Here is a 14,237-nt window from a genome sequence, read left to right as displayed (position 1 = left end):
CCGTCGCCATGCCACTCAGATCCGTCATTCCCGTTCGCCAGCCGCAGGGTTCGTGGTTGTACCGGGCGCTGCTGTACCTGCGCCGGGACTTCGCCGCTGTCGCCATTCTCCTGCTGGTGCTGCTGGCCGGCGTCTTCGCGGCCGGTGGCTATTGCGCCTGGATCACCCAGAACTGGGTGCCGGCGGCCCTGGGCGCGCTGGCGCTGCTCCCGGCCGTCGGTCTGCTTCTGTTCTGGAGCGAGTACGACTGGTGGCTGTTCAAGCTGGGCCCGCGCTCAGAGCTGAACTTGCCGATGCGCTGACGAATCATCCCTTGGCCTTATCGGACACCATTCGCCTCGGTCGTCTTGGTTGTGACCGGATCGCGACTGCTAGACACTCCGGGAAAAACCATCCTGCCTGGAGTCCCAATCATGAGTGATGCCCTGCGTTTCGACGGAAAAGTCGTGATCGTTACCGGAGCCGGTGGCGGTATCGGTCGCGCCCACGCCCTGCTGTTCGCCAAGCACGGCGCCAAGGTGGTGGTGAACGACCTGGGCGGCAGCACCCATGGCGAAGGCGCCAACGCCTCGGCTGCCGACCGCGTGGTCGCGGAAATCCGTGAAGCCGGCGGCACCGCCATCGCCAACCATGACTCGGTGACTGACGGCGAGAAGATCGTCCGCCAGGCCGTCGAGGAATTCGGCCGCATCGATGTGGTGGTGAACAACGCCGGCATCCTGCGCGACAAGACCTTCCACAAGATGGAAGACGCCGACTGGGACCTGGTCTACAAGGTCCACGTCGAAGGCGCCTACAAGGTGACCCGCGCCGCCTGGCCGTTCATGCGCGAGCAGGGCTACGGCCGGGTGATCTTCACCTCGTCCACCTCCGGCATCTACGGCAACTTCGGTCAGAGCAACTACGGCATGGCCAAGCTGGGCCTCTACGGCCTGACCCGCAACCTGGCCATTGAAGGCCGCAAGAACAATATCTTCGTCAACGCCATCGCCCCTACCGGCGGCACCCGCATGACCGAAGGCCTGATCCCGCCGCAGGTGTTCGAGGCGCTCAAGCCTGAGCTGGTCAGTCCGCTGGTGGTGTACCTGGGCAGCGAAGCCTGCCAGGAAACCTCCGGCCTGTTCGAAGTGGGTGGCGGCTGGATCGGCAAGGTGCGCTGGGAGCGCAGCCTGGGCGTGGGCTTCGACCCGCGCGAGGGCTACAGCGTCGAGGACGTGGCGGCGAACTTCGCGCAGATCTGCAACTTCGACAACGCCGTGCACCCCAAGGACAACGTCGAAGCGCTGCGCGAGATGATGGCGAACCTGCAGAAATACGCCGGCTGATCCGGCCAGCCTGACCGGTGGAACGGCCAGCGGGGCTGTTCCACGGTGGTGAACGCAGTAAGGTGAAAGGGCCGGCTCAATGCCGGCCCTTTTGCTTTCCGCTTCCAGGCCCGAGGAGTTCGCCATGAGCGTGATAATCCAGAAGAACGGCCCGGTGACCACCCTGGTCATCGCCCGCCCTGCGGTGCGTAACGCCGTGGACCTGCCCACTGCCCAGGCGCTGGCCGATGCCTTGCGCGACTTCGAGCAGGACGAGGAGGCCCGTGTCGCCGTGCTCACCGGCGCTGGCGGGACCTTCTGCGCGGGGGCCGACCTGGCGGCGGTGGCCGAGGGCGGTGAGCGGCGCAATCGTCTGGAAACGGAAGGCGACGGGCCCATGGGGCCGAGCCGCATGCAATTGTCCAAACCGCTGATCGCCGCCATCGAGGGCTATGCCGTGGCCGGTGGCCTGGAGCTGGCATTGCTGGCGGATTTGCGGGTGATGGCCGAGGACGCGGTGTGCGGGGTGTTCTGCCGGCGCTTCGGCGTGCCGCTGATTGACGGCGGCACCGTGCGCTTGCCGCGCATTGTCGGTCAGGGACGAGCGCTGGACCTGATCCTCACCGGCCGCCCGGTAGGCGCGCAGGAAGCTTTCGCCATGGGCCTGGCCAATCGCGTGGTGCCCAGCGGGCAGGCACTGGAGTCAGCCGAGGAGTTGGCGCGGGAGATCGCCGAGTTTCCACAGATGTGCATGCTGGCCGACCGGGCGAGCGTATTCGCGCAATGGGAGCTGTCGTTCGACGTGGCGCTGGCCAACGAATTCCAGGGCGGGATGGCGGTGATCGAAAGTGGCGAGACGGTGGATGGGGCGAAGCGTTTCGCTGGTGGGGAAGGGCGGCACGGGGAGTTTTGATTCTGTCTGTAGGAGCGAGCTTGCTCGCGAACCCGCCCAGCATGGGTCTCGCCGGTGAATCCAGTTCGCGAGCAAGCTCGTTCCTACAGGTGTCGACTGGCAGTGAGTGAGGCCCGAGCGCCGGGCCTTCCCATCACAGCAATTAGTCGATCAGTCGCGCTCGATGATCACATAGGTCTTGCGCGTGGTTTCCTGGATGTCCCAGATGCCCAGGCTGTTCTGCGGCAGCAGGAAGGCGTCGCCAGCCTGGAAGGCGATCGGCTCGCCGCCGTCCGGGGTGAAGGTGCCGCGGCCGGCGATGAAGTGGCAGAACTCCTGCTCGACGATCTGGCGGCGCCAGCGGCCGGGGGTGCATTCCCAGATGCCGGTTTCCACGCGATCAGTGCGCTCGATGGATTCCACGCGGGTTTCCGAGATCGGCTCACCCAGGGGCACGGCCACCGGGTTGGCTTCACCGAGTTCGGCGTGCAGGGTGTTCTTCAGGTGGGTCAGTTTCATACGGGGGCTCCAGTGGGCTTTCTATTCGGGGCTGACTGTTCGGAAGCCGGTCGGTGTTTCAGCCGACCTTCCAGGTCATCAGGTTTTCCATGCTGGCGGCGACCTTCTCGGCCAGTCGTCGGCGCCAGGGCGCGCTGTGGGGGTTGGCCAGTACATCGTCTTCGTGCACGAAGCTGCGGATGATGGCGTTGTAGCCCAGCCAGCGGCAGGGTTCCGGCTCCCAGCCGCGCAGGCCGTCCTGCACGCTGCGGTCATTGATGACCCAGGGTTGGCGGGTGAGGGCACTGTCCTGGCCGAGGATCAGGTCGGCGAGGGTGCGGCCGCCCAGGTTGGTGGCGCCGACGCCTTCGCCACCGTAACCGCCGGCGAGGGCGATGCCGTTGCGACGGTCGATCAGCATGTGCGGGTGGAAGCGCCGCGACATGCCCAGGTTGCCGCCCCAGGTGTGGGTGATGCGCACGTCCTTGAGTTGCGGGAACAGTTCGCTGAATAGGTAGCGGCGCAGGCCGACCTCATCCTCGGTCAGACTGAAGTCGTTGCGCAGCTTGCCGCCGAAGCGGTAGCCGCCGCGGGCGCCGAAGGCCAGGCGGTTGTCCGGTGTGCGCTGGCCGTAGGTGACCTGGCGGCTGAATTCGCTGAAAGCCTGGCCCTTGTCGAGGCCGATTTCCGCCCACACCGATTCGGGCAGCGGCTCGGTGGCCACCAGCAGGCTCTGTACCGGCAGTTGGTAATTGCCCAGCGGCGGAAGGTCGGCGGCGTAGCCTTCGATGGCCGGCACCACCCAGTGAGCCTTCAGCTCTCCCCGGTCGGTGCGCAGCAGGCCGGGCGCCCAGTGGGTGACTCGGCTCTTCTCGAAAATCTGTGTGCCCTGGTGTTCCACCGCGCGGGCCAGGCCACGGACCAGTTTGGCCGGGTCGATGGTGGCGCAGTGCGGGGTGTGGATGGCGCCCAGCGAGCTGGGAATGCGCAGCTGCTCGTCCAGTTCGCTCTTGCTCAGCCAGCGGTAGTCGTCCTCGGTCAGGCCTTCGGCGTGCAGGTGGGCGAGGTACTCGCGCAGGCGGGTTTCCTGCTCCGGATAGCGCGCGGCGGTGTAGAGCACGCCGGCCTTGCGGTAGTCGCAGTCGATGCCTTCGCGGTCTAGCACTCGGGCCACTTCATCGGGGATGTCGTGCAGCAGGTCGTAGGAGGCGCGGCGCTGCTCAGGCGACAGGCCGGCGAGCAGGCGATCCTCGCCGAGCATGTTGCCCATCAGCCAGCCGCCGTTGCGGCCCGAAGCGCCGAAGCCGGCTGTCTCGGCCTCGACGATGGCGATCTTCAGCTGCGGCTCGCGCAGTTTCAGGTAATAGGCGGTCCACAGGCCGGTGTAACCGGCGCCGGCGATGGCCACATCGACGTCCAGGGTGCCCTGCAGGGACGGCCGCGGGACGAAATCATCGTCCAGTTGGTTCATCCACAGACTGATATGACGCCATGCCGACATAGACGACTCCAAAAGGAAGAGGGGGAATGTCGGCAAGCCTAGATTTGGCGCGGGGTTCTGTCGTGCGCGCGGGTACGCGAGGATTGCTCGCGTACCCGCCGGCAGGGGCGTATCAGGCCTCCTGCTGTTCCTCGCGCAGGCGCTTGAGGTACTCGCGGGGAGACTGGCCGGTCTGCTGGCGGAAGCAGCGATAGAAGGCCGAGAGCGAGTTGAAGCCGGCGGAGAAGGCCAGTTCGTCGATGCGTGAAGGCAGCGGCGGGCGCAGTTGGCTGAGCAGGTGGGTCAGGCGCGTCTGGTTGACGTACTGGTAGAAGCTCAGGCCCATCACCTGGTTGAGCAGGTAGGAAATCTGGTTGCGCGTGTAGCCGGTGGCGGTGGCCACCTGGGTCAGGTCCAGGTCCGGCGCAAGGTATGGCTGGCTCTTGCTGAAATAGTCTTCCAGGTCGCTGGCCAACTGGCTGAGCTGGCGCGGCGAGAGGCCCAGGCGGCTGGTGGCCGGGCGCGGATCGATGGCCTGCGGACGGCTTTCACCTCCTTCACGGACCACCGAGGCGTATTCATTGATGCGCCAGATCAGGCCTTCGCGCACAGTGATCGCTTCGCTGGAATGGAAGGTCGCCAGGCGGCCGCTCAGGGTGACCGCGATGCGGTACTGGATGAAGGCGGTGTCGCCATCCACGCGGATGCGGTCGATGTGGTCGAGGAACTCTTCCGGGCGGCTGGGCATGGTGCTCTGCACGTAGTCGCGCAGGTCGGCGTAGCCCAGGGTGCGATTCTGGAAGAAGTCGTTGTACTGCACCTGCGGGTGATACAGCGCCAGCACCGCTTCGAGGTCGCGATGCTTCCAGCACTGGTGGTAGCGCAGCACCACCTCGCGGGTCTGCTCGGTCAGGTGGCTGTCGGTCGGGCGTTGGTCGATGGCATGCATAGGGGGCTAAGCATGCCCCAGACGGCGCTTCTCGGGTAGTGGCAAAGCACTTACAAGCGCCGGGCACTATCCATCGTCTCGATGATTCGTCATCGCCTGCGCCAATATCGGCCGCCAGAGCCTATGGCAGAGAGGGGATTCACTCTTTCGGGCGACACGCCAAATACCACCTTGGAGCGCTTACTCCCCGTCAGGTCGCTCAGTAGGGTAGCGGCACCTAGACACCGTCAGGAGAGCCGCATGACAACAAAAACAAGGCGCGGATTCTTCCAACCGCAACTACTCGCCACTGCTGTCGCCCTGGGATGCGCCACCCAGGCTCAGGCAATCAATTTCAATATCGGGGAGATCGAAGGACAGTTCGATTCCAGCCTGTCCGTGGGGGCCAGCTGGAGCACGCAGAGTCCGAAGCAGGATCTGATCGGCGCCGCCAACGGCGGCCACGGCATGACCCAGACCAACGACGATGGCCGGCTGAACTTCCGCAAGGGGGACACCTTCTCGAAGATCTTCAAGGGTATCCACGACCTGGAGCTGAAGTACGGGGACTTCGGCGTGTTCACCCGCGGCAAGTACTGGTATGACTTCCGCCTGAAGGACGAGAGCACCGACTGGAAACAGGTTTCCGATGACGGTCGCAAGGAGGGCGCGAAGTCCTCCGGCGCCCAACTGCTGGACGCCTTCGGCTACTACAACTATTCCGTCGCTGACCTACCGGGCACCGTGCGGGTGGGCAAGCAGGTGGTGAGCTGGGGTGAAAGCACCTTCATCGGCAACAGCATCAACACCATCAACCCCATCGACGTCTCCGCCTTCCGCCGTCCCGGTTCGGAAATCAAGGAAGGCCTGATCCCGGTGAACATGGTCTACCTGTCGCAGAGCGTCACCGACGCGCTGTCCGTGGAAGGCTTCTACCAGCTGGAATGGGACCAGACGGTGCTGGACAACTGCGGCACTTTCTTCTCTACCACCGACGTCGCTGCCGACGGTTGCAACACCAACTACAACATCCTCGATCCGGCCACGCTCAATACCCTGAACTCACCGGGGATCCACTCGCTGCTCAACTCCATGGGCGTAACCGTCAACCAGGAAGGCCTGATGGTGCCCCGCGGCGCCGACCGCGATGCGCGTGATTCCGGCCAGTGGGGCCTGGCCCTGCGCTGGCTGGGCGATGACGTGGAGTACGGCGCCTACGCCATGAACTACCACAGTCGCACACCCATCGTGAGCATGCAGAACGCCGGCCGCGCCGACATCATCAATGCACTGCGCGTGTCGGCGCTGGCCCAGCCGATCCTGCTGGGACGCGGCAGCTACTTCCTCGAATACCCCGAGGACATCCGCCTGTACGGCCTGAGCTTCTCCACCACGCTGCCCACCGGCACCGCGTGGAACGGCGAGATCAGCTACCGGCCGAACATGCCGCTGCAGCTCAACACCACTGACATGACCCCGCTGCTCGCCACCACCGTGGCCGGAGGGTTCGCCAGTGGCGGCGTCGCAGGTGCGCTGGCCCAGGCCAACGCGGTCAACCATGGCTACATCCGCAAGGAAGTCACCCAGGCGCAGACCACCTTCACCCACTTCTTCGACCAGACCATGGGCGCGGATCGCCTGACCCTGGTGGGCGAAGTCGGCATGACCTACGTCGGCGGCATGACCAATGAAGTCGGCGAGCGCTACGGGCGCGACTCGGTCTACGGCGTGCCGGAAAACGCCACCGCGCGCAACGAGTACGGCAGCGGCGGCTTCTACACCTCGTCCTCCTGGGGTTACCGCGCCCGCGCCATCTGGGATTACAACAACGTCTTCGCCGGTGTGAACCTCAAACCGAACGTCGCATGGTCCCATGACGTGCACGGCTACGGCCCGGTCTTCAACGAAGGCAGCAAGGCCGCCAGTGTCGGAGTCGATGCGGACTACCAGAACACCTACACCGCGAGCCTGAACTACACGAACTTCTTCGGCGGCGATTACAACACCATCGTCGACCGTGACTTCGTTTCGCTCAGCTTCGGCGTGAACTTCTGACCTGCCTGCTCAAGGAATCGACATGAGAACGACAAGAATCCTCCAATGCGGCGCGCTGGCCCTGAGCCTGCTGTCCTGCGGCGTGATGGCGGCGGTATCCGCCGATGAAGTGGCCAAGCTGGGCACGAGCCTGACACCCATGGGCTCGCAGAAGGAAGGCAACGCCGATGGCAGCATTCCGGCCTGGACCGGCGGCATTTCCCGCACCGCCGGCAAGATCGACGGCAAGGGCTTCCTATCTGATCCGTTCGCCGACGAGAAGCCTCTGTTCACCATCACCGCGCAGAACGCCGACCAGTACAAGGACAAGCTCTCCGCCGGCCAGCTGGCGATGTTCAAGCGCTACCCGGATACCTACAAAATCCCGGTGTACAAGACCCACCGCACCTTCGCGCTGCCTGACGACATCTACGGCGCCATCAAGCGCAGCGCCGAGTTCGTCCAGCCGATCAACGACGGCAACGGTCTGGAAAACTTCGAGAAGAGCCGCTATTACGCCTTCCCGCTGCCCCAGAACGGCGTGCAGGCTCTGTGGAACCACCTGACCCGCTACCACGGCGGCAATATTTCCCGTGTGGTAGTGCAGGTCGTGCCGCAGACCAACGGTAGCTACACGCCGATCCGCTTCGAGGAATCGATTGCGGTGCCGCAGAACATGGGTGACCAGGACGCCAGCAAGACCAGCAACATCCTCACCTACTTCAAGCAGCAGGTAACGGCCCCGGCGCGCCTGGCCGGCAACGTCCTGCTGGTGCACGAGACCCTGGACCAGGTGAAGGAACCGCGTCTGGCGTGGATCTACAACGCCGGCCAGCGCCGCGTGCGCCGTGCCCCGCAGGTTGCGTACGACGGCCCGGGCACCGCCTCGGACGGCATGCGCACCTCGGACAACTACGACATGTTCTCCGGCGCCCCGGACCGTTACGACTGGAAACTGGTGGGCAAGCGCGAGATGTACATCCCGTACAACAGCTACCGCCTGAACTCGCCGACGCTCAAGTACGACGACATCGTCAAGCCGGGCCACATCAACCAGGACCTCACCCGCTACGAACTGCACCGCGTCTGGGAAGTGGTGGGCACCCTGAAGTCCGGCGAGCGCAACATCTACGGCCAGCGCCACTTCTACCTCGACGAGGACAGCTGGCAGATCGCCGTGTCCGAGCTGTACGACGGTCGCGGCCAACTGTGGCGCATCGGCGAAGGCCACTCGATGGTCTTCTACCCGGAACTGGCCACCGGCTATGCCGCCGAATCGCTGTACGACATCCTCGCCGGCCGCTACGTGACCTTCGGCCTGAACAACGAGGAGAAGCGCGGCTACGTGTTCGGCAACAAGGCCTCCATGGCCGACTTCACCCCGGCCGCGCTGCGTAACACCGGCGTGCGCTGAGTAACACCCCGCTCCTTGGCCCCGGCATTCCTTGTGGATGCCGGGTTTCTTTTTGGGCGCCCGTTAGTAAGGCGCCGCCTCTGGTTCGGGCCTGAGAGCGGCCTGCGCTATACCGCACCATGAGTCTGGCTGATGGTCCTTTGCCCGCTCCGCCCAGGGGCATAGTCTGGCCTGCAAATGGCCGGAAGAAGCCCATGTCGACAATCGCCCTGCCCAGTCTTACAGAGCACGGTGCGGCGCTGCCTCGCCTGCCCCGCCAGCACCTGCCCCGCGAAAGGCTGCATGCCAGCCTGAGCGCCACCGAGTGCCGCCTGCGCCTGCTGGTGGCGCCGCCCGGTTGCGGCAAGACGGTGCTGATGAGCGAATGTGCGCGCCTGGCGCCCCCTGGCACTCGCGTCGTCTGGTTGGGCCTGGGTGGCCGGGCGCTCGAACCTGAGCAGTTCTGCGAACGTCTGGGCGAGGCGCTGGGCGTACCCTGGTCAGGCGAAGCGGCCCTGGCCGCCTGGCTGGAAAACGCCAGCGAGCCAGTCTGGCTGATGCTCGACGACTACCCCCGTGCACCCGATTCCGCCCTCGACGACTGCTTTGACCGCCTGCTCGCCGTGGCCTCGCCGCAGATCGGCTGGTGGCTGGCCAGCCGCCGTCGTCCGGCCTGCAATCTGACCCGCCTGTTGCTCGAAGGCGAGCTGCTGGAGCTGGGGGCAAGCACTCTGGCACTGACCCAGTGCGAACTGGATGCCTACCTGCAGACCGCCGGCTTGGAGTGGCCACAGGCCCAGCGCCAGGCCCTGCAGGATGCGACCCATGGCTGGTTCGCCGGCGTGCGCCTGCGCCTGCTCAGCCTGGGCAATGAACCCATCGCGCCCTGCGCCACCCAGGTGGTCGAGACCGGCAACGGCCTGTTGCAGGACTACCTGCAACGCGAAGTCCTGGCGAGCCTGCCGGCAGAGCTGGCGGAAACCCTCTGTGGCCTGGCGCAGATCGCCCGCTTCAATCGTGAACTCTGTGATTATCTGTTCGACGAGCCCGGCCTCGGTCTGGAAGGCCTACAGTCCTGGGGCGTGCTGATCGAGGCAGTGGACAACACCCAGCACTGGTTCCAGGTCGCGCCCATGGTCGCGGCGGCACTGGCGAGCCTGTCGCGCTGGCCGGCGGCGACCTTGCACCGGCGTGCCTGTCAGTGGTTCACCCAGTGCGGGGAAATCCACTCGGCATTCGAGCATTCCCTGTACGCCGAGCAGCCGGACGTTTCTGCCAGCCTGCTGCAACGCCTGACCGAGGAGCAGTTGCTGCACGGGCGCAATGTCGAGCGCGTGCTGCAACTGCGCGAGTCGCTACCCGCCGAACTGCTGTGCAGCACGCCGCGCCTGCTCATCCTCAACGCCTGGACCCTGCTCTTCGTCGGTCGCCTGGACGACGTGGAGGCGCTATTGACCGGTTTCGACCGCTTTCTGCCGATGCCAGGCGAACACCGCCAGCGCGCACTGATCGCCCAGTGGCAGGGCCTCAACGGCATGCTCACCCACGCACGTGGCCTGCCCGGCTCCCGCGAGCAGCTGCGCGAGGCGTTGCAGCACCTGCCGGAGGAAGCCTGGTCGCAGACGCTGATCTGCCTGTCCGCGCTGACCCAGCAAGCCCAGGCGGAGGGACGTCTGGCCGAGGCCCGACTGATCAACCGCGAAGCGCTGCGGCGCGCTCGCCTGCAAGGCAGCACCACCTTCGAAGCGTTGCTGGAGCTGGACCGCGCCCAGTGGCTGGAACAGCGCGGCGAGCTGCAGCGCGCCGATGCGCTGCTGGCGCGGGTGCAGGAATACCTCGACGAGATGCGCATCACCTGCAATGCCATGGCCGGCCGCGTCGCGCTTCGTCGTGGCTGGATATGCCTGCGCCAGGGGCGCGACGAGGAAGCCCGCGAGCTGTTCATCGCCGGGTTGAACGAAACCCGCCGCAGCCATGACCCGAGCCTGATCTATGGCTTCACCGGTATGGCCTGGCTGGACGCGCTGGACGGTGACACCGATGGTGCCTTCAACCGCCTGCTGGAAGTCGAGCGGCTGATGCAGTTGCAGCACGTGCCGGAGCCGATCTATCGCGGCCCGCTGTTGCTCGCCAGCGGCGCGCTACACCTGCGGCAGCACCGTGCGGGATCGGCGCGGGAAATCCTCCAACGGGTTGCCTCGCGTTACCGCACCGACCATCTCAGCCCGCCCGCGGCGGCGCCTGACCAGATCCTGCGCGTCGAGCACCATCTGGCCCTGGCCGAACTCTATGACAGCGATGTGGACGCCGCCCTGCAGCGCTTGCTGGCGATGCTGCCGGACCTGCTGCGCCAGGGTCGCAACACCTTGGCCTGCGACGTCTGGCTGGCGCTGGCGGAGGCGCACTTCATCGCCGGCAACCTGGACGAAGCGCGCAGTGCGCTGGATCAGGGCGTGTCCCTGGCCCAGCGCTTTGGGTTGCTCGCCACCCTGCGCGACACCCAGCGCCGCCAGCCCGGCCTGTTCGGCCTGCGCCCGCACGCCGGCGAGATGGCTCCGCACAACCTGCTGAGCCTGCGAGAGCTCTCGGTATTGGAGCTGATCGCCCGTGGTTGCTCGAACCTGGAAATCGGCGAGCGGCTTTATATCTCGCTGCACACGGTGAAGACCCATGCGCGCCGGATCAACGGCAAGCTCGGCGTGGAGCGCCGCACCCAGGCGGTGGCGCGGGCGAAGGAACTGGGTCTGCTGAAAATCTGAAGCGTGAGTATCAGTGCAGCGCCTTGGGCGGCACGCTGATCTCGGCCAGGCGCTGGGCCAGGCGCATTTGCTCGGCGGAATCGTTGCTGAGCAGCATGGCACGCTCCAGGTCGTAGCGCTCCGCCTGCGGGCAGTCCAGTACGTGATAGAGGTCGGCGCGGGCGAGATGATCGCTGGCGCTGGGCGGCCCCAGTTCCAGCACACGCTGGGCATCCTTCAGCGCCGCCAGCGGTTCCCCGGCGGCCAGATGCAACTGACGCAGATTGCGTGATAGCCGCTGCAGCATGTCGGCGGCGCTGGCCGTGCGCAGGTGTTCGGCGGTCAGTTCGATACTGGCACCCAACTGCCGTGCCAGCAGGTCGCGGCAGTCGCGGGTATAGAGACGGCGGCCGGTGGCTGGATCGAGCAGGTGGTCGGCGCCGGGCACGCGCAGCAGGAAACGTCCGGGGAAGTTCACCCCGACCAGGGTGATGCCGTTGCGCCGAGCCATCTCCAGCGCGATCAGCGCCAGCGACAGCGGTTGGCCGTGGCGGCGCTGCAGTACCTGAGGGAGCAGGGCGGCGTGCGGCTGAAACGGGTACTCGTCGTCCTCGGCGAAGCCCAGCTCGCTCAGCCGGCGCAGCAGGAACTGCGCGCGCTCTGCATCACCGGTGCCCTGGGGCAGGGCCACCGCGACCTGGTGAGCGAGTGAGTCGAACCACCGCAGCGCCTGGTCCGGCGGCAAGTGCGGTTCGTGTTCGGCGGCGATCCACAGGGCCGCTTCGAACAGGGCGGGCGGGTCCTGGGCAAGACAGGCAAGGCAGGCTTGACGCGGGTCCATGGCGTTCTCCGGCTGACCCTGCGGTTGTAACCGGAGCGCCGGGCACTCGTCCAGTGGTGCAGTCGTCGCCCATGAAGGTGTAGTGACAGGCGCTGCCTATACTGAAGAGAGTCCGTCTTCGGACCGCCGTCCACCCCAGCAAGGGAGCGCCGCCATGTTCGACATGATGGAAGCCACCCGGCTCGAGTCGCTGCATCTGTTCCAGGACCCGGCCACGGGACTCAAGGCGATCATCGCTATCCACAACTCCCGGCTCGGGCCGGCGCTGGGCGGCTGCCGCTACCTGCCGTACCCCAGCGACGAAGCCGCACTGCGCGATGCCGCACGCCTGGCCCAGGGGATGAGCTACAAGGCCGCGCTGGCCGGCCTGCCTCAGGGCGGCGGCAAGGCGGTGATCCTGCGCGCTCCGCACGTCAACAACCGCGGCGAGCTCTTCGAAGCCTTCGGCCGCGCAATCGATTCCCTGGGCGGCGCGTACATCACGGCGGTGGACAGCGGCACTTCCAGCGCCGACATGGACTGCATCGCCCAGTTCACCCGCCATGTGACCAGCACCACCAGTGGCGGCGATCCCTCACCGCACACCGCTCTCGGTGTATACGCCGGCATTCGCGCCAGCGCCCAGGCACGCCTGGGCAGTGACGACCTGGACAGCCTGCGCGTGGCGATCCAGGGGCTGGGCAATGTGGGCTATGCGCTGGCCGAACACCTTTCGGCGGCAGGGGCGGAGTTGCTGGTCAGCGATATCGATGCTGGCAAGGTGCAGCTTGCCGTCGAGCAATTGGGTGCCCGGCCGGTGCCCAACGAAGCACTGCTCACTACGCCGTGCGACATCCTTGCGCCCTGCGGGCTGGGTGGCGTGCTGACATCGCACGTGGTCGGCCACCTGCGCTGTGCTGCCGTCGCCGGGGCGGCCAATAACCAGCTGGCTCATCCGGAAGTCGCCGATGAGCTGGAGGGGAGGGGCATTCTTTATGCGCCCGACTACGTGATCAACTCAGGCGGGCTGATCTATGTCGCCCTGCAACACCAGGGCGAAGCGCTGCCGATCATTACCGCGCACCTGTCACGCATCGCCGAGCGCCTGACCGAGGTCTACGCCCACGCCCAGGCTGATCACCTGTCACCGGCGCGGGTCGCCGACAAGCTCGCCGAGCGGATTCTCTACGGCGAGTATTCGGGGCATTGAAACTGCCGCGCCTTGCAGGAGCGGGGGTCATTCCTCGGCGGCTGGCTCGCTGAAAATCTCGCTCAGCGCATCGGGCTGGTTCTTGAAGGCGCGGGCGAAGGCGTCGCGGTTCCTGGCCATGAAGATCCCGATCTCCTCGACCTGATCCTCCTTCAGCGAAGGCACCGCCTTCTGCAGCACGTCGGCCAGCGTTTCCGCCAACTCCAGCATCTTGTCGTGCCGGTCGGCCTCTGCCTTATCCATGAACAGGCGCTCCGGATCGCGGCTGCTGCGGTACACCACTTCGACGGCCATTCATCACCTCTGTGCCTTCTCTTTGATTGGGGAGTTCGAAATTACTGTCTATTTATACAGTAAGGTGATCGCGCAATGCTACTGCGGCTGTGCGAATCGTTGCCAGCAGCGTAGACGCAGGAAAGGGATGTGCTTGTAGAAGGCCAGTATTGTCGGCGGCCCAAAGCAGTGCGCGCGCCCCGTAGGCGCGCGCAAGGCAGCCACGTGACTGGCGCAATGAATTGTCAGTCAGATGGCTCTGTAGGAAGGATTTCTTGCGAAGGGTGGCGTCAGGACGCGATCGGCAGACCGTTTTCGCCGCGCGTCATGGCAGCCAGCAGCTGCGGCGCCGTGCCGCCTTGCTCGATGGCGATGCCGAAGCGGATGCTCTGAATGAAGCGCTGCAACTGTTCCGGATCCTGCAGCTGGGTATTGCGGATCAGACGGCGCGCGGCGACGCCTGCCTCGGTGGAGAGGGTCAGGACAATGCTGCCGTCGGGCCGTTCAAGGCTGAAATTGACGCGGTATTGGTCCTGGAAGGCGTCGGTCAGCTTCTGAAAGGGACTTTCCATCACTCGTTCCTGCCTGTTTTGTGGCGTGCCCCTGGATGGACTCGGGGGCGGCCGAAAAAGTTGCAGTCATCTTGTCGCAGCCTGTCTGTGGGATG

Annotated in this window: 13 protein-coding genes; 7 read left to right on the top strand and 6 right to left on the bottom strand. The window is 65.8% G+C overall.

What is annotated here, in order from left to right; genetic code table 11:
• Positions 1 to 8: 8 nt before the first annotated feature.
• The 3 genes from ACIPK7_RS03165 to ACIPK7_RS03155 all read left to right on the top strand — a co-directional run bounded on the left by ACIPK7_RS03165 (position 9) and on the right by ACIPK7_RS03155 (position 2,217).
• Complete coding sequence (locus tag ACIPK7_RS03165; RefSeq protein ID WP_401085205.1) at positions 9 to 302, top strand: hypothetical protein; 294 nt, start codon at positions 9 to 11, stop codon at positions 300 to 302.
• Between the two features lie 111 nt (positions 303 to 413).
• Positions 414 to 1,325 (top strand): SDR family oxidoreductase, encoded by a 912-nt coding sequence (locus ACIPK7_RS03160; RefSeq protein WP_401085202.1) that lies wholly within the window; start codon positions 414 to 416, stop codon positions 1,323 to 1,325.
• A 124-nt stretch (positions 1,326 to 1,449) separates the two neighbouring features.
• Positions 1,450 to 2,217 (top strand): crotonase/enoyl-CoA hydratase family protein, encoded by a 768-nt coding sequence (locus ACIPK7_RS03155; protein WP_401085199.1) that lies wholly within the window; start codon positions 1,450 to 1,452, stop codon positions 2,215 to 2,217.
• Between the two features lie 150 nt (positions 2,218 to 2,367).
• On the opposite strand, the gene ACIPK7_RS03150 is transcribed toward ACIPK7_RS03155, so the two are convergent.
• The 3 genes from ACIPK7_RS03150 to ACIPK7_RS03140 form a co-directional block, all read right to left on the bottom strand.
• Positions 2,368 to 2,715 carry a cupin domain-containing protein gene (locus ACIPK7_RS03150; protein ID WP_081516238.1) on the bottom strand — a complete coding sequence of 116 codons (348 nt, stop codon included), beginning with the start codon at positions 2,713 to 2,715 and terminating at the stop codon, positions 2,368 to 2,370.
• Between the two features lie 58 nt (positions 2,716 to 2,773).
• A complete protein-coding gene (locus ACIPK7_RS03145; protein WP_401085196.1) occupies positions 2,774 to 4,195 on the bottom strand; it encodes an NAD(P)/FAD-dependent oxidoreductase in 1,422 nt (473 codons plus the stop codon).
• Between the two features lie 112 nt (positions 4,196 to 4,307).
• Positions 4,308 to 5,060 (bottom strand): helix-turn-helix domain-containing protein, encoded by a 753-nt coding sequence (locus ACIPK7_RS03140; protein WP_401085602.1) that lies wholly within the window; start codon positions 5,058 to 5,060, stop codon positions 4,308 to 4,310.
• Between the two features lie 303 nt (positions 5,061 to 5,363).
• Between ACIPK7_RS03140 and ACIPK7_RS03135 the strand changes: the two genes are divergently transcribed.
• The 3 genes from ACIPK7_RS03135 (at position 5,364) to ACIPK7_RS03125 (ending at position 11,288) form a co-directional block, all read left to right on the top strand.
• Positions 5,364 to 7,157, top strand: coding sequence for a DUF1302 domain-containing protein (locus tag ACIPK7_RS03135; protein WP_401085194.1), 1,794 nt, complete (start codon positions 5,364 to 5,366; stop codon positions 7,155 to 7,157).
• A 22-nt stretch (positions 7,158 to 7,179) separates the two neighbouring features.
• Positions 7,180 to 8,550 (top strand): DUF1329 domain-containing protein, encoded by a 1,371-nt coding sequence (locus ACIPK7_RS03130; RefSeq protein ID WP_192430755.1) that lies wholly within the window; start codon positions 7,180 to 7,182, stop codon positions 8,548 to 8,550.
• A gap of 194 nt (positions 8,551 to 8,744) precedes the next feature.
• Entirely contained in the window at positions 8,745 to 11,288 is a 2,544-nt protein-coding gene (locus ACIPK7_RS03125; RefSeq protein WP_401085191.1) for a LuxR C-terminal-related transcriptional regulator, read from the top strand.
• A gap of 10 nt (positions 11,289 to 11,298) precedes the next feature.
• Here the strand turns inward: ACIPK7_RS03125 and ACIPK7_RS03120 are convergent, their stop codons facing one another.
• Positions 11,299 to 12,108, bottom strand: coding sequence for a SirB1 family protein (locus tag ACIPK7_RS03120; protein ID WP_401085189.1), 810 nt, complete (start codon positions 12,106 to 12,108; stop codon positions 11,299 to 11,301).
• A 154-nt stretch (positions 12,109 to 12,262) separates the two neighbouring features.
• On the opposite strand from ACIPK7_RS03120, the gene ACIPK7_RS03115 reads away from it, so the two are divergent.
• Positions 12,263 to 13,297, top strand: coding sequence for a Glu/Leu/Phe/Val dehydrogenase dimerization domain-containing protein (locus ACIPK7_RS03115; protein WP_401085186.1), 1,035 nt, complete (start codon positions 12,263 to 12,265; stop codon positions 13,295 to 13,297).
• Between the two features lie 27 nt (positions 13,298 to 13,324).
• On the opposite strand, the gene ACIPK7_RS03110 is transcribed toward ACIPK7_RS03115, so the two are convergent.
• Complete coding sequence (locus ACIPK7_RS03110) at positions 13,325 to 13,591, bottom strand: YebG family protein (protein ID WP_017519065.1); 267 nt, start codon at positions 13,589 to 13,591, stop codon at positions 13,325 to 13,327.
• 269 nt (positions 13,592 to 13,860) lie between these two features.
• Positions 13,861 to 14,142 (bottom strand): DUF3509 domain-containing protein, encoded by a 282-nt coding sequence (locus ACIPK7_RS03105; RefSeq protein ID WP_138216095.1) that lies wholly within the window; start codon positions 14,140 to 14,142, stop codon positions 13,861 to 13,863.
• Between the last annotated feature and the right edge of the window lie 95 nt (positions 14,143 to 14,237).

This window comes from Pseudomonas sp. NPDC086581 (assembly GCF_044746165.1).
In the GTDB taxonomy this organism is placed as follows: domain Bacteria; phylum Pseudomonadota; class Gammaproteobacteria; order Pseudomonadales; family Pseudomonadaceae; genus Pseudomonas.
The sequence above is the reverse complement of the archived record's forward strand: the minus strand, read 5'-3'. Positions and strand labels throughout refer to the sequence as shown.